Annotated in this window: 6 protein-coding genes; all 6 read left to right on the top strand. The window is 41.3% G+C overall.

Going from position 1 to position 17999, the window contains the following annotated elements:
- Window positions 1–488: 488 nt before the first annotated feature.
- The 6 genes from LQ201_RS02545 to LQ201_RS02520 all read left to right on the top strand — a co-directional run bounded on the left by LQ201_RS02545 (window position 489) and on the right by LQ201_RS02520 (window position 17985).
- Window positions 489–1907 carry a glycoside hydrolase family 28 protein gene (locus LQ201_RS02545; RefSeq protein ID WP_230143723.1) on the top strand — a complete coding sequence of 473 codons (1419 nt, stop codon included), beginning with the start codon at window positions 489–491 and terminating at the stop codon, window positions 1905–1907.
- Window positions 1908–1920: 13 nt separating this feature from the next.
- Window positions 1921–5316 carry a DUF4450 domain-containing protein gene (locus tag LQ201_RS02540; protein ID WP_230143725.1) on the top strand — a complete coding sequence of 1132 codons (3396 nt, stop codon included), beginning with the start codon at window positions 1921–1923 and terminating at the stop codon, window positions 5314–5316.
- Between the two features lie 94 nt (window positions 5317–5410).
- The gene (locus LQ201_RS02535; protein ID WP_230143727.1) at window positions 5411–9733 is read left to right on the top strand and encodes a hybrid sensor histidine kinase/response regulator transcription factor; all 4323 of its coding nucleotides are present in this window, start codon (window positions 5411–5413) and stop codon (window positions 9731–9733) included.
- A 1100-nt stretch (window positions 9734–10833) separates the two neighbouring features.
- Complete coding sequence (locus LQ201_RS02530) at window positions 10834–13113, top strand: fasciclin domain-containing protein (RefSeq protein ID WP_230143729.1); 2280 nt, start codon at window positions 10834–10836, stop codon at window positions 13111–13113.
- 83 nt (window positions 13114–13196) lie between these two features.
- Window positions 13197–16421 (top strand): SusC/RagA family TonB-linked outer membrane protein, encoded by a 3225-nt coding sequence (locus LQ201_RS02525; protein ID WP_230146592.1) that lies wholly within the window; start codon window positions 13197–13199, stop codon window positions 16419–16421.
- A gap of 10 nt (window positions 16422–16431) precedes the next feature.
- Window positions 16432–17985 (top strand): RagB/SusD family nutrient uptake outer membrane protein, encoded by a 1554-nt coding sequence (locus tag LQ201_RS02520; protein ID WP_230143733.1) that lies wholly within the window; start codon window positions 16432–16434, stop codon window positions 17983–17985.
- The last annotated feature ends 14 nt before the right edge of the window (window positions 17986–17999 follow it).

The following is a 17999-nucleotide window of genomic DNA, read 5'->3' as shown; positions in this document are numbered from 1 at the left end:
GGTTCATTACCGACTTTTTATCAAATACGTCGATTTTAAGATATCTCCAAAGGATTCAGGAAATGGCGTTAAACTTTATTCTATATACGATAACATTTTCAAATCTTGTAAAAGTTGTATTGACGTGAAGTTGAATTAGGGTACCAAGCCAGAAAGATAGTTTTTCGAAACATTCTTTCCGGTTTTTTTATGCTTTAAATCGCTGTTTATAAGATGTCTAAAACTACTTTCTCCGAATCTTGCCAAATTTTTAGTTCTAAAGTAATCTGATAAAGATTCATTTTTTACAATACACCTCTCCGACTGCGGAAATTATTCATCCTTGTTTAGAAGAAAGAATAGAAACACAAACGAGCAACATCGTTAGAGGTCTTTATGCAGGATACAGCAGGATGGTTGGGCGCGCCACCTTTTATATATTAACCGGAAATAAACCAGCAGCTGTATAACGCTTGCTATAACGTATAACCAAATATATTCCGGAATTTATGAAAAGCATCCATTCTTTTATGCTGGTAGCCTTTATGCTCGTTAGTATTACCGTTTTTGCCCAGCCCAAAACGCCAGATTGGGTAAGCAAGGTGGGTGCGAGGAAATTCAGTTTTAAGCAGAATAATTACCTTGTAAATAAATACGGAGCGATAAATGATGGTAAAACTTTGGCTACAAATGCCATTCAAAAGGCCATTGACGATTGCGCAGCGAAAGGTGGGGGCATCGTTTCTTTTGAAGCGGGCAAATACCTTACGGGATCAATTTTTATTAAAAAAGGCGTAAACCTAAAAATTGATGAAGGTGTTGAAATTTTGGGTAGCCAGAATATTAAAGATTATCCTGAAATTGATACACGTGTGGCCGGCATCGAAATGAAATGGCCAGCGGCGCTAATCAACATTCTAAAACAAGATAAAGCTTCAATTTCAGGCAAAGGGCTCATTAATGCCCAGGGCAAACCATTCTGGGAATATTACTGGAATTTAAGAAAAGAATATGACCCGAAAGGGCTAAGGTGGATTGTAGATTACGATGCCAAACGTCCAAGAACGATACTGGTTGAATCGGCAAAGGATGTGGTGATCAAAGATATTCATGTGCAACAGGCTGGATTTTGGACCGTACAGATTTTGTACTCTTCTTATGTAACGGTAGATCACATTACCATTCGAAATAATGTAGATGGTAGCGGCCCGAGTACTGATGGAATTGACGTTGATTCTTCGTTATGGACGCTGATTGAAAATTGCGATATCGATTGTAATGATGATAATTTCTGCCTTAAAGCCGGTCGCGATTGGGATGGCCTAAGGGTAAACCGACCAACCGAATACGTGGTAATCCGCAATTGTGTGGCGCGTAAAGGCGCAGGCTTACTTACTTTGGGTAGCGAAACATCAGGCAGTATCCGCCATGTGTGGGCCACCGACCTGGTAGGCTATGGAACGGGTAACGCAATTAATGTTAAATCGGCCAAAACAAGGGGAGGTACGGTAGAAGATGTGTATTTCGGTAACATTACCATGCATGGGGTGGGCAATGTGATTCAGGTAAATCCAAACTGGAATCCTTCTTACAGTTATTCTACTTTACCAGCGGGATATAATCCAGATTCTATCCCCGCACATTGGACCAAACTTTTAACCCATGTAGACCCAGCGAGCAAGGGTATTCCTAAAATACAAAACATCAATGTGTTTAATGTTACCGCTACCGGTGCTAAAAAGGCAATCAATGCCATTGGTTTTTCAGAAACCATATTGAAAAACTTTAACCTCTCCAACCTGAAAATAGAAGCAGCTACCGCCGGAACGATCGATTTTGGGCAAAACTGGACTTTTGATCGGGTGAATATTACAGCTGCAGACCAAAGCGCATTGAAAGTAAGTAATTCAGTAAGTGTAAATCCTTAGCCGTTTCGAAAAAATGAAAAGATTTTACAGTTTATGCTACTGCCTGGGTTTATCGGTGACTACACTTTTTGGACAAGAACTTTATCCGCCAACCTTAAAATCAGGAACCTGGCACAATGAAGATGCAAGTTTACGTTACCGTCCGGAGGGAAGAGACTTTGTTATCCATAACGGTACAAGAAGGTTTACCAGAGCCTTATATGGAACCAATACAGCATTTCGGGTCGAGGCTGGCGATCTGCCTGAATTTGCTTTGTATATGCCAGCTATGGGCGGTAACCTGCAGTTTGGCTTACTTGATGGAAAAAATAGCAAATGGCTGATTAAGGCAACAGATATTACCGCCAGGTATCGTCCAGGATCGATGATTTACACGATAAAAGATCCATTGCTGGGAGATGGGACGCTTCATTTAACGCTTCTTGCATTGAGCAATAGCGATGGAACGGTGTTAAAAGCCCGTTTCGAAAATGTGAAAAAAGGAATAGAACTGCTTTGGGTTTTCGGTGGAGCAAGTGATAAAAAGTTTAGCCGGAGTGGCGATATGGGGGTAGATCCCGAATCTTCTTTTTATCTCGAGAAACAAAATTGCAAGGATAATTTATTTACGGTTACAAAAAACAGTTTCGAGCTCCAATATGCTAAAATCAAAAAAATAAGCGGAATTTTCCCTGCCGAAATCAGGATTGCTGATGCAGCCGATCTATCCTCCCCATTAAACTTAGATCAATCTAAAACACAACAAAATCCAGTAGTTACCGGAAAAATGAGCGTAGAAAATGGTAAAGATTTCTATGTATTGATCCAAAATCCTGAAAAAGATAACGCACCTAAAACATGGGATAGTGCTACCCAATTTAAAGAATCAGAAAAGAAACGTAAAGTTTTGGCCGATCGGGTACAGGTTGATACGCCAGATCTTTTTTTCAATACCATTGGTGGTGCTTTGGCCATGGCTTCGGATGGGATTTGGGAAGCGCCATCTTATATGCACGGTGCCATAGGCTGGCGGATGCGCTTGCCCGGTTGGCGTGGACCTTATACTGCCGATCCACTAGGTTGGCACGATCGGGCACGAACACATTTTGATGCCTACGCCAAATCGCAGGTGCTCAATCCCGAGAGTGGTCCTGTTTTGGCCGATACTGCTTTTAATCTTTCACGATCAAAAGAGGCCATGGGGACTGCAATGTTCAGCAATGGTTACATTAGTCGTGAACCGGATGGAAAATCGATCAGACCACACCATTACGATATGAACCTAGTGTACATCGATCAACTGCTCTGGCATTTTAACTGGACTGGCGATTTAACTTATGTGAAAGAAATGTGGCCAGTAATTAAGCGGCACCTGGCTTGGGAGAAAAGAGTTTTTGATGCAGATGATAACGGTCTTTATGATGCCTATGCAGCCATTTGGGCAAGCGATGCATTGCAATATAGTGGCGGAAGCGGAACACATAGCTCAGCTTATAACTACCGCGCGAATTTAATTGCCGCTAAACTTGCCCGTTTGCTTAATGAAGATCCGAGTGTTTATCAAAAAGAGGCCGACAAAATATTAAAAGCCATGAATACCCAACTCTGGATGCCAGAAAAAGGCTGGTATGCAGAATATAAAGATGCTTTAGGCCTACAGCAATTGCATCCGGCTGCGGGTTTATGGACGGTTTATCATAGTATAGATTCGGAGGTGCCAGATGCTTTTCAGGCCTGGCAGAGTTTAAGGTATGTTGATACCAATATCCCACACATCCCGGTAAGGGCAAAAGGACTCGAAGATAAAGGTTATTATACCCTATCAACCACAAACTGGATGCCTTACGAGTGGTCGTTAAACAATGTGGTTTTAGCCGAAGTTACCCATACTGCACTGGCCAATTGGCAAGCGGGCAGGACTGAAGAAGCCTTTAAACTTTGGAAAAGTGAACTATTGGCCAGCATGTATATTGGTGGAAGTCCGGGTAATTTCGCCCAGGTTTCCCGATATGATGCCATTTTAGGGGAGTCGTACCGCGATTTTGGTGATCCGGTAGGCATTAACTCCCGAACACTCGTTGAAGGGCTTTTTGGTGTGGTGCCTGATGCGCTGAATAAAACCTTGCTCATCAGACCAGGTTTACCGCAAGAATGGGATCATGCGGCCCTAAACATTCCTGATCTTTCTTTTTCTTTTAAACGAAAAGGATTAGTGGATACCTATGAGCTATTGCCGAGATTTGCCATTAGGCTCGGACTTAAAATGCGCATTAAAGCCAGAAGCGATCAATTAAAATCGATTAAGATCAATGGAAAAGCAGTAAAATGGAAAAATGTAGCCGACGCAATTGGCTTACCCGAAATCGAGATTGAAAGCGCAGTTGCAAAAGATTATCTGGTTGAATTGATTTGGGGAAGCGAAACCTTAAATCGACCCAAAATTAACGTAGCCTATAGTGCTGGTTCGAAAATGGAAGTCGATTTTGGCAAGGCTAAAATTGTTAAAGTATTCGATCCACAGCAGGTGCTTAACAATAAAAACACAATTGGAGGCAAACTTAGTGCAAATCTTCAGGGCGAACCAGGCGACCGTACCTTCTTTGCCCAGGTTACAAATGGTCAGTTTACCTATTGGTTTCCTGTCTGTTTCAAACTGAAGGAGGCAGTGAAAAAGCCGGATCAAATTTTAGATTTAACTGCTAAAGAATGGGCAGGTAAAAAGCTTGAAACACAGGATTTATCGACTTATTTTAACGATCAGGTCGGTCAGATTTTTAACCATAAATACCTGTCACCACGGCCACAAACCACCACCTTACAGTTGGCCTGGCAAGGCATTGGCGATTGGACGCACCCCAAATTAAAACCCGAAATTAATGATATGGGCTTACGTAAACTGGCAGGCAATAAAGGTGAATTTTCATTGGCTTCTGGCGTGGTTTTTAAAACACCGTCAGATAGCACTTCAAAGAATATCATTTACACCGCTCAGTGGGACAATTTTCCCCGAAAGGTAGAAATTCCACTCTCTGGTAAAGCAAGCGGTGTGTTTTTCCTTTTGGCCGGAACAACCAACCCCATGCAAAGCAGAATGGATAACGGCGAAATTACGGTTCAGTATACCGATGGATCTACCCAAAAACTGCCCTTACGTAATCCCGAAAATTGGTGGCCAATTGAGCAGGATCTTTTCACCGATGGTTTTGCTTTCGATACCGGTGCAGAACGGCCTGTACGTGTACACCTCAAAACGGGTAAAATCGTAACCGCACAAGATGGCGATAGCTGGAACGGAAAAGACATAAATGGAGGTGCAGCAACAGCGCTGGGCCTAAAGCTTGATCCTAACAAAACACTGGCTAAGCTTACCTTATCTGCACTTTGTAATGATGTAATTATTGGTTTAATGGCTGTAACCCTGGTTCGTTAGTTTTTTAATAATGTGTTATAAAAGCTGGATATCGAAAAAAATAATATTGCCGATCATAACGATTTGCTTGCCTTTCTTTTCTGCTTTTTCACAATTGAAAAGCAATATCGCGCATTATTCTACCGAAGATGGGCTTTCGCATGATGGCGTGCTCTGCATTACCCAAGACCGCGATGGTTTTATGTGGTTTGGTACTTTTGATGGTCTAAACCGTTTCGACGGGACAAATTTTGTGGTTTACAAAAGCAGACCTGGCGATAATTCTAACCTGCGAACCAATAAAATAAGAGAAATCGTAGAAGATAAATCCGGCTACCTGTGGGTAAAAACCTACGATTTTAAGATTTATCGATTTGATAAGCGTACCGAACAATTTTTACCCGTTTCTGATGGCCCTTTTAAAGCATTTTTTAAAGACCAGGTAATTATCGACCATATGGTGCCTGATACTAAAAATGGTGTTTGGTTGCTAACTGAAAATCAAGGGCTTTTGTATGCTGCAAATAACTTTAAAGGGCAACACGGCATCATACAGTTTGCTAAAGAGCAGAAGCCTGGCAAACAAATTAAAGGAAACGCTGTGAAATTCAGGTACCGGGATGAAAAGCAAAGGATCTGGGTAGGCACCGAAGGCGGATTGAACTGTCTACAACGGAATAACAATGGTAACTATCAAGTGCTCAGGTTTTCTGCACCTATAGAAAAAATGCTTTCTTCTTTTGCGGTTAACTGTGTTGCGCAGAGCAAAGAATCGCTTTATTTTGGTACTGGTGATGGAAATTTATTAATCTACGACCTAAGGACGCAATCTTTTCAGGTTAAACAGATTAGTAAGGGAACTGCATTTAATTCCATTTGTTATTCAAAAGCGGGTCTGATTTATATCTCCACCATGGGGAAGGGAATGCTCACGGTTGATCCCATCAGTTTTAAAGTAAGCCAATCTGGAAGCAAAGAAAATTATCTATCCCTCAACGAAGACCATTCAGGATTAATCTGGATTGAGCCACAGGAAAATGGAATTATAAAGTACGATCCTAAAACACAACAATATAAATATTTCAGCCAAAAAAGAGATTTCAATTTCTCGAGCCGCGATTATAGCGTAGTTGCCGATGCAAACGGGATATTGTGGGTAAGCATGAAAGGTGGTGGTTTTGGCTACTATAATCCACAACGCGATGAGATTGATTATTTTTATGATCAGCCTGGCTCTTCAGACCAAAAGTTTTCCAATATCATTACGAGTTTATATGTAGACCGTATGGGTACCCTTTGGATGAGTGCACGCGATGGTGGGATTAATAAGGTGGTTTCTCTTACTGATAAATTTAATTACCACCGCTTGGCCAACAACCCCAAAAACCGCTCAGAAAATGAAGTAAGGGCCATGATGCACGATCAGAAAGGGCGCTTATGGGTTTGCAGTAAAGACGGCCGCATTCGGGTTTATGAGAATGAAAAAGAAGTTGATGTTTTTGGAAGCGGAAATAAACAGATTGGTACCGTTTACAGCATTATAGAAGATAGCAAGGGCAATGTTTGGTTGGGGACAAAAGGAGATGGCCTGTTTAAAGCCACACCAACCGATCAAAGACGGAATCTTTATACACTTAAGAATTTTAGAAACAACCCAACGGATGTAAACAGTTTGAGCAGCGATCTGGTATATTCGGTTATTGAAGATTCGAGAGGGCGCATTTGGGTGGGCACATTGGGCGGTGGCATTAACTTATTGAGCAATATCGATGGCAAAGAAGGTTTTAAGAATTTTTACAATGCTTTTCATAATTATCCATTTGGCTGGGCGAAGGTTATCCGATATTTATTAGAAGACAACAGTGGCAGGATCTGGATTGGAACAAGCAATGGTTTGCTGCGCTTTGATCCGAACAAGCCTGTTGCCAATGGTTACCGGTTTTTAGCTTACCGTAAAATCCGCGGAGACCATGCAAGTTTAGGGAATAATAGCGTACAGTATATTTACAAAGATAAAGCTGGGGGAATCTGGATTGCTACTTTTGGTGGTGGATTAAATAAAGTAATTGCCGATCCGAACAATCCTGATGTATTGCGCTTTGAGGTGTTTACCACACAAAATGGCCTGGCGAATGATGTGCTGCTCAGCATGAGTGGCGATAAAGAAGGTAACATTTGGATTGCAACCGAACGCGGTTTATCCAGGTTTAACCCAAAGCATAAAACATTCAAAAACTACGATTCTTTCGACGGATTGCCAAAAGTTGGTTTTTCTGAGGCTACCTGTTTTACGGCAAACAATGGGCAGCTTTATTTTGGTCTTACTGATGGTTATATCAAATTCAATCCTTCAAAAATTGCCGATCAGCGTACTTCAGCGAAAATGGCGCTGACCAAAATTCAACTGTATTATAAGGATATTGATCCCGGAGATAAGGATTCTCCTTTAAAATTTACCATAAACGAAACCAAGTCGCTAGTGCTCAACTACGATCAGAATGTAATCAGTATTGATTACACGGTGCTCGATTATCGTGTTTCCAACAAAATAACCTATGCCTATAAACTCGAAGGTTTCGATAAAACCTGGCACCAGGTAAACGACCTGCGAAGGGCAACCTATACTAACATTCCGCCGGGTACCTATACCTTTAAAGTGAAGGCTACAAATGATGATCTTTTTTTAACCCTGCCCGAAAAAACGTTAGAAATCATTGTCCATCCACCTTTTTATTTGAGCTGGCCGGCTTATCTGGTTTATTTTTTGCTGGCTATTGTTATCGCTGTTTTAGCAAGGCGGATTATTGTAACCATGATCAGGTTGCGCAATAAAGTTTTGGTAGAACAGAAATTAACGGAGGTTAAACTTTCTTTTTTTACCAATATCTCGCACGAACTCAGAACGCCACTTACCCTGATTGTAAATCCATTAGAAGAAATATCACGTAACGAAAAGTTATCAGACAGGGGAAGGGAATTTATAAATGTGATCCGCAGAAATGCGAACCGCATGATCAGGTTTACCAATCAGCTACTTGATTTTAGAAAACTGCAGAACGGAAAGATGCAGCTTAATGTTGCTGAAATTGATTTGGTGGCTTTATCAACGGAGGTGGCCAATCATTTTTTTGCCATGGCCGACGAAAAGCAGATTAAATTCGATGTTTTTGCCGATCAGCAACCGGTTTTGGCTTGGGTAGATGGAGAAAAGATTGAAATTATTCTTTATAATCTGCTCTCCAACGCATTTAAATTTACACCACCTCATCGAAAAATCTGGATCGAGATTAAAACAGAAGAAGAAACCGGCGACATACTGATTCACATTATTGACGAGGGCAAAGGCATTTCAACAGATAAACTGGAGGAAATATTTGAAATCTATCACGAAGAAAGTATTACCGCAGATACCAATTTGAAGGGGACGGGAATTGGTTTGGCACTGGCCCGTGGATTGGCTTTAAGTCACCATGGCAAGCTGTGGGCCGAACAGCATAGCAGTGGCGGCATGATTTTTACCCTGCAATTAAAATCCGGATATGCCCATTTCGATGCTTCGGAAGTGAACTTTACTGAAAAGAGCAGCCTGGAAGAACCGTTAAGTTTAAGCGTACCTGCGGGAAACCAGGTGTTACCAATCAATTCAAATACCAATGGCCAGCATCCGCAATTGTTAATTGTAGAGGATAACCCTGACCTTCGAAACTTTCTGGAGCTTAGTTTTAAAGATCATTATCGCGTTAGTACAGCTGGCGACGGCGCTGAAGGTTTTGAAATGGCTTTGGCCATACTGCCCGACTTGATTATCAGCGACGTAATGATGCCTAAAATGGATGGGATCCAAATGCTCGATCAGTTAAAAAATGATGCTGCTACCAGCCACATTCCCGTAATTTTACTCACCGCTAAATCGTCTATCGAAAGTCGGATTGAAGGCTTAAAATATGGTGCAGATATTTATTTAACCAAACCTTTTAATACTGATTTCCTTTCTGCGGCAATTGATAATTTGATCCGTTCGAGGAAAAAACTCTTCGAGCAACTCTCCAATAAACAAGAGCAGCGTATTGTATCCCTTCAGCCCGACGAAATTGTAATTACCTCAAAAGACGAAACCTTTTTGAAAGAGATGATCAAAATTGTGGAAGAAGGGATGATCCAATCTGATTTTAATATTGATGAGGTTGCGGCAGCAATTGGTATGGGCAGAACAACTTTCTATAAAAAGCTAAAGAGTTTGACCTCATTGAGTCCGGTGGAGTTTGTACGCGATATGCGCCTTAAACGCAGTAAACAACTGCTTGATTCGGGCAAATGCACCGTTTCAGAAGCGGGTTATTTATCCGGTTTTAACAGTTTGCCTTATTTCAGTACCTGCTTTAAGGAGAAATATAGCGTTTCGCCATCTGCTTATCTAAAAACAATGGTGAATAGCTAGATTGAAATTGGTTCTGGTTTTTTCCCACAGATTTAAGATGATATACGCAGAAATTATGACTGACTTTCCTCTGCGTTAATCTGCGAAATCAGCAGGAACCAAATGGTAGCAAGGTTTATATTTTCTCCCGCAGATTTAAGGTGATGTGCGCAGAAATTATGACTGACTTTCCTCTGCGTTAATCTGCGAAATCAGCGGGAACCAAAAAGCAGCAAGGTTTATGTTTTTTCCTGCAGATTTAAGATTATATACGCAGATTAGATTGTCTTCCCGCTGTGTTAATCTGCATAATCAGCGGGAACCAAAAAGCAGCAAGATTTATGTTTTTTCCTGCAGATTTAAGGTGATGTGCGCAGAAATTTATAATTGATTTTACTCTGCGTTAATCTGCGAAATCAGCGGGAACCAAAAAGCAGCAAGGTTTATGTTTTTCCTGCAGATTTAAGATGATATACACAGATTAGATTGTCTTCCCTCTGTGTTAATCTGCGAAATCAGCGGGAACCAAAAAGCAGCAAGATTTATGTTTTTTCCTGCAGATTTAAGGTGATGTGCGCAGAAATTTATAATTGATTTTACTCTGCGTTAATCTGCGAAATCAGCGGGAACCAAAAAGCAGCAAGGTTTATGTTTTTTCCTGCAGATTTAAGATGATATACACAGAGTAGATTGTCTTCCCTCTGTGTTAATCTGCGAAATCAGCGGGAACCAAAAAGTAACAAGGTTTATACTTTTTCCCGCAGATTAAGAAGAACTCCGCAGATTTAATAATTATTGTTTTACTCCACGGTAACCTGCAAAATCAGCGATAAAAACCTCCAAAACCACTCTTTTCACCAAATAACGAAAGCAATTCGTCAATTTCTGAAAACTCATTTTAGCGGTTTGAGATAGATTTGTATTGAATAACCAAATATATAACCGAACAAGTAAGCCGGTAGCTTAAAGATTTACATTGAATTTTATTAGCAGGATATGCTTCTATAATATCCTGGGTTTAGCGCAGAAATAAAAATCGATTTTATTTCTCAACCGCTTTGCTGTATTCAATTTTTCTCTTCCGCCACTGCTTGCTTAAACCTGTACTAACCAAATAATTTATGACCAGACTTTTTACAAGTTCGTGTTGTTTTCTGTTTTTTCTGGCCGTTTTATCAGGATGCCAGAAAAAAGAATTTGATGCATTTTATGAGCGCCCAGCAGGTTTGGGAGATCCTATTTACCAACAACTAGAAGCCAGGGGCAATTTTAAACACTTAACCGCGGTAATTGACAAAGCGGGTTATAAAGATATTTTAAGCAAAACAGGCTGGTGGACCTTCTTTGCACCGAATGATGCGGCTTTCGAACGTTTTTTTAAAGATCAGAATATTAAAGGTACTGCCGAGATCAGCGATTCGATGGCTACCTCAATTGTAAAATACGCATTGGTTTACAATGCTTACCGCAAAGACCAGTTGAGTAACTACCAAATGGCAGGCGGGGCAGAAACGGGTGTTGGTTTTGCCTTTAAAAGAAAAACTGCTTATTATGACTGGGTACAACAAAAAGGTGATGGGGTGCGGGCAAAAGTTATCGCCACCAACCGCAATGTACAATCGGTTAGAGGCGTAAATACTTCAGCCTATGTAGATGGCGATAACAATAATAAATACATCCCTTATTTTACCACTGCATTTATGTCCACTGGTGGTATGAGTGCCGGCGATTATAACGTATTTTATCCAGGTTCTACCTATAATGGGTTTAATGTGGCAGCAGCAGCAGTAGTAAATATGGATATCAGTGCCGAAAATGGCATGATCCATGAAGTAGACCGTGTTACTTTACCTTTAAAAAGCATCGACCAATATATCAGTACCAATGCCAATTACAGTGAGTTTAAAGCACTGCTCGATTCGCTAAAATTTTATGTCTCTAATGCATACCAAACCCACCGCAACTTTGTAGCTACAGGCAGTTCCGATTCGGTATATGTAAAAGGCTATAACGGTTTACTGGCTTATTCCATCAATAATGAGAATTATCAGCAGCCTGGGGTAAACAGTTATCTGGCTAACGAATCTCAAAAATCAAGCTGGACCATCATGGCGCCAACCAACGAGGCTTTTAGGGCTTACCGAAAAAAAATATTGGGCAAGTATGGCAATTCATTCTTTAAAAGTACTCCACCAAGCATTGTTATCGATTTTATCAATTCGCATATGTGGCCAACAGCTTTATGGCCAAGTAAATTTGCCCAAGGTCAAAATTACCTGCTCGAAACCACCACGCTGAGCTTAGATAATGCCGTGGATAAACAGATTTTGAGCAATGCCGTTTTTTATGGGGTAAACCAGGCACACAGTTCGAACGTATTCCGGACAGTTTATGGTGTGCCTTATCTTGATCCGACTACCAATCTTACTTTATTGGCCTATGCCGATGGAGGCTCTGGGGTTAAAATATACACCACACAACCAGGCGTAAGGCAAACCTTATTGGTAATGCCCGATGCGGTGGTAACAGCAGCAGGTTACCGCTACAATGAAGGCAGTATTGGTACCACAACTACTGCCTGGGGCTATCGTACTTCGCCAACAGCAAGTTATTCGCATAATCAGATTTACCGTGATAATGCTTTCCGTTTATTTAAAACAGGTGTTTTGCTTACCCCAACTGGCGAATTAAGCAGTTTGAGTGGTTCAGGGATTGTTGAAAGTCAGAGTGGCGATTATGTTCGCTACCGCAATGGAAAAATCCAGACCAGTGGAACAGTTGATACCGGTATTGATATCAACATTACCAAAACAGATGCGACTTCGATTAATGGCATTGTATATTATGTTGATGCACCGCTGGCTTTTACCGATAAAAATGTAGGGCAGCACCTGCAAAATCTGGCCACCAGCGATCCTACACGTTTTTCGTCTTTTTATTGGTTTGTTTCTACCTCTTCACTCTACAATGCTACTACAAAAGCCATCTCAGGTATGAATACAGGTATTGATAATAAATATACCCTATTGGTACCCGATAATGCTGCCATTACACAAGCCATTAAAGATGGTTTATTACCTGGAACAAAAGCTACGGGCGCTTTACCTACAGCGGCACCAACATCTGAGGCGCAGAAAGATATGGTAAGAAAATTTATCCTTTACCACATCATCAATGGCGAATCAGTAGCAGTGGATGGTAAAAAAGCCGATAACTACTTAACCCTGTTGCAAACAGAGTCTGGAGACAATACTTTGCTGAATATCTTGAATCAGCCAAGCAACCTGATCATCACCGATCGGGCGGGGCGCACTACGCAGGTAAATTTCAGTTCGAGTAACCAACTCTCTAACCGTACCCTTATCCATTCCATTTCCAATTATCTCAATTACAATAAGTAACACTTACAGATAAAACTAGATTATATAAGATGAAAATATTTCTATATAGAATTTTCTGTCTATCTGTTATGATTTTAACAATCATGGGATATTCAGGAACCCTCCGTGCACAGCAGCCCGTTACCGTGCGTGGAAAAGTAACCGATAAAAAAGACAAACTCGAAATTATAGGTGCCTCGGTTATTGAGGTAGATCAGAATAAAAGAACCATTACCGGGGTAAGTACTGATATCAACGGGAATTTCGCCCTAAGGGTAACCAATACCAAAAATCAGTTGGTGGTTTCATTTATTGGCTATAACAGCCATAATGCAGGTGTGATTGGTAACCGCACAACCATAAATGTAACGTTAGAGCCAAGCTCGAACAGTTTGCAGGAAGTGGTGTTAACCGCCAAAAAAATGGTGAATAACGGAACAGGCTTAAACATAGCAGAACGTAACTCTACTATTGCATCAGCAACCGTTAGCGGTAAAGCTTTAGAAGAGCTGGCGGTAACTTCAATCGATCAGGCTTTGGCCGGGCGTTTATCAGGAGTAGATTTTGGTACCACTTCAGGAGATCCGGGAGCAGGAATGTCGATTAGGATCCGCGGTACTTCATCGATCAACGGTTCTGCCGAACCGCTTATTGTACTCGATGGTATGCCTTATGAAACGGAAATTCCTTCTGATTTTAACTTCGGAACAGCCGATGAGCAGGGTTATGCGCAGCTTTTAAATATTGCACCATCCGACATTAAAGATATCACCGTTTTAAAAGATGCAGCCTCTACTGCAGTTTGGGGATCGAGGGCGGCCAATGGTGTACTCCTGATCAATACCAAACGTGGCGAAAGGGGAAGGCCTGTGGTATCGTACAATTTTAAGGGTTCGATGGCGCAGCAGCCTAATCCCATTCCTTTTTTAACGGGCGATCAATACTCAATGCTTATTCCAGAAGCGGTAATGAATGCTACAGGTTTGCCCCTCGACTTTTTAGGCAACAACGGACAGAACAAGGCATTCCAATACGACCCGTCTGATGCCTATTATTACTACAACTATAGCAACAACACCGATTGGGTAAAACTGATTACCCGCAATGGTTATACACAAGATCACAACGTTTCGATGAGCGGGGGTGGTGAAAAAGCACGTTATTATGCATCGGTTGGTTATTTAGGTCAAACCGGAACTACTTTGGGAACCGATTTATCAAGGATTACGGCTAAGATTAATTTGGATTATATCGTATCGAGCAAACTGAGGTTCAGGACAGATGTAACCTATACACATGTGGATAATAATCTTAACTACGATAAATCTTTGCGTAGCACGGCGATTAATAAAATGCCGAATATGTCTGATTATGAGTATGATGAATATGGAAATAAAACTTCAGCATATTTCTCGCCAATTTCCAATATCCAGGGCCGTTATAGTGCAACCTATAACCCTTTGGCCATGGCAAATGAAGGTGCAAGTCATTTAATAGGCGAGCGTATTACACCAAAATTTAATCTTCAATACGATATTTCTCCGGTTTTATTTTCGACGGTAGATGTTCAGTTTGATATCAACAATACCAAATCCAAAACCTTTTTACCTCAAATTGCCACTGGGCAACCAAGTACCGAACCAACCGTAAACCGGGCTTCTGATGCCGATGGGGATTCGTACAACATTCAGTCGAAAATTAACCTGATCTATCGTCCGCATTTAAGCGAAAAGCATAATCTTCAGGGTTTGATTTCTTTTCAAACCAACGATACTAAATCGGCCTCTTATACAGTTGCCACAGCAAATACGGCTTCTTCTGAATTTCAAGACCCATCCAATCCATCCATTACCAATGGATCTGGTTTGGGCTTAAATTCCAGTCAGGCACAATCCAGAAGTGTTGGGATGTTGTTGCAGGCACAATATGAATTTTTAGACCGCTACATTATCAACATGAATGGCAGGGTAGATGGTAACTCCAAGTTCTCGCCAGATAACCGTTTTGGTCTTTTTCCGGGGATTTCTACCCGATGGAGAATTTCAGGCGAACCATTTATGAAAAACCTCAAGTTTATTGACGATTTAAGTTTACGCTTAAGTTATGGTGCGAGTGGAAAAGCGCCAGGGAGCAACTATGCTTATTTTAACAATTACACGCCATTTTCATGGTCATACGCTGGTCGTGCAGCGGTTTATCCCTCAAACATCGAACTTTCCAGGTTAAAATGGGAAACTGTAGTAGGTAAGAACCTGGGCTTCAATTTATGGCTGTTCGATAGTCGTGTTAAAATCGACGCAGAGATTTATCAGAACACCACTAAAAACATGTTTTACAATGACCTGAGGATTGCTGCTACTACCGGTTACAATGCCATTGACATGAACATTGGTACCATGAACAACAATGGTTGGGAAATCGGCATCAATACTACGCCTGTTAAAACTAAAAAATGGATTATAAACTTTGATTTCAATATTTCGAGGAACATTAATTCCATCCAATCCATTTCAGAGTTCTATCCAAGAGAAAGCTCCGTAGGACTTCCGGCGCAGGGATCTTATAAATCTTTCCTGATTATCGGTAATCCATTTGGCTCATATTATGGCTTTAAGTACAAAGGGGTGTATAAAGATGATGATGCGACCATTGCCAGAGATCAGAACGGGAAAGAAATTATTGGACCAAACGGCCAGACCATTTACATGCGTTACAATTACCCCACAGTTGATTATGTATTCCAACCAGGTGATGCGATGTATGAAGACATTAATCACGATGGAAATATTGATGAAAAAGATATGGTTTACCTCGGCAATTCGGTGCCAAAATTTACCGGTGGTTTTGGGCCAAGCGTAATCTTTAATGGCAACCTGAAAGTACAGGCATTTTTTAGTTATCGCTATGGTTACGATATCGTAAACACCGCTAAAATTACCACCACCAATATGTATGGTGTTAACAACCAAAGTACTGCAGTTTTAAGGCGCTGGAGAAACCCTGGCGATGTGACCGATATGCCACGTGCCTTATACGGCGTAGGTTACAATTGGTTAGGCTCAGATCGCTATGTAGAAGATGCCTCCTTTATCCGTTTAAGCTCGGTTACTGTACGCTACAACTTTACCCAGAATATGCTGAAAAGGGTCGGTGTAAAAAGTGCCAGCATTTATGTAACCGGACAAAATTTATATACCTGGACGAAATATACCGGACAAGATCCTGATGTAACCTCGGTAGGGAGCAGTAATCCTTTTTCTTATGCAGCTGATGGTTCGCTTACACCACCCTCCAAAACCTTTACAATGGGCTTAACCCTTGGACTCTAAATGATTAACCATGAACAGAAAAATTAAATATACGCTACTGGTTTTCGTTACACTGCTGAGTGTTTTTGGAACTTCGTGCAAAAAATGGCTGGATTTAAAACCTCAGGATGGTTTAACCCGCGATGAATACTGGCAAACCAAAGAACAGCTTGATGCTGCGGTGATGGGCTGTTATGCCTCGCTTTTAGGCGGAAGCAATATACCATTGGCCAAGTATCTTTTTATTTGGGGCGAGCTCCGTGCCGATATGGTGGTGCCCGGTTTAGAAATCTCTTCTGATGATGACGAATCGAAACTGAGTGGATTGCTGAGGGATGAATATGATATTATGCGTACCCAGATTGCCTCTACCAACACGCTGGTAAACTGGGAGGCCATTTACAAAACCATCAATTATTGCAATACGGTAATCAAATTTGCGCCTGAGGTAATCAATAGGGATAAAACTTTAACACAAACGGCTTTAAATGGTTATTTAGCCGAAGCCCATGCTTTACGCGGATTAATGTATTTCTATCTGCTGCGCTCGTTTGGCGAAGTGCCACTTAAACTCGAACCTACTTATAACGACTCGCAGATTGGCGCTATTGCCAAAAATACCCAACAGGAAGTGTACCTGCAGGTGATTAAAGATTTGTTGTTTGGCAGCGAAAACGGACAGGTAACCTATGGCAGTATGGCCGAAGATCGGGGCAGAATGACTAAATTCTCTGCTTACACCGCATTGGCCGATGCTTATTTATGGAATGAGGAATATCAAAAAAGTATCGATGCCTGCAATAAAGTAATCGAATCCGGTAAATACAGGCTGCTCCCAAATGGAACACAACAAACCGATTTTTACAATACGGTATACCTTAACGGGAATTCGGTGGAAGGCATTTTTGAGTTTCAGTTTGATAACCAAAAGCTCAATCCCTTTGCACCCATGTTCGGCATAACCGGAAGAGAGTTTAGGGCAGCCGATTGGATTGCAGAAGGTGGATTGTTCGGAACAGATTTGGCTAACCTGAGCAATAAAGATATCCGCGGAAATGGTACCTCGATGTTTGAGGCCAATTCTGCCATCTGCAAGTTTACCAATTTCAGAACGGCAGCCACTTCTTTCACCCATTGGTTTGCCTATCGTTATTCGGACGTTTTATTAATGAAAGCCGAAGCGCTAACCTGGCTGGCACCTGGTAACAGTGCCAACGGAACCCAGGCCATTGAATTGGTTGGTCAAATCAGGGCAGCCCGCAATGCACAAACTTTTGTAGCTGATAAATTTATCGAAATACCTGATCCTGCACTAACGGCCAATGTTTCGCAATATGTATTTGAAGAACGGGCACGCGAATTTGCTTTCGAAGGCAAACGCTGGTACGATATTCTGCGCAATGCCAAAAGAGGCAACTACGCAAACGAAAAACTCCTGATCGATATTGTTTCTGCCAGTGCCCAACCAAGTAAACAGCAAACGGTAATCAATAAATACCGCGATCACAGAAGTCATTATTTCCCGATCTATTCGTATGAGTTACAAACAAACAAGGCGCTTGTTCAAAATCCATTTTATCAATAATTGCTAACCAAAAA

Origin of the sequence: Pedobacter sp. Bi126, assembly GCF_918698245.1 — a bacterium.
Taxonomy (GTDB): Bacteria; Bacteroidota; Bacteroidia; order Sphingobacteriales; family Sphingobacteriaceae; genus Pedobacter.
The sequence above is the reverse complement of the archived record's forward strand: the minus strand, read 5'-3'. Positions and strand labels throughout refer to the sequence as shown.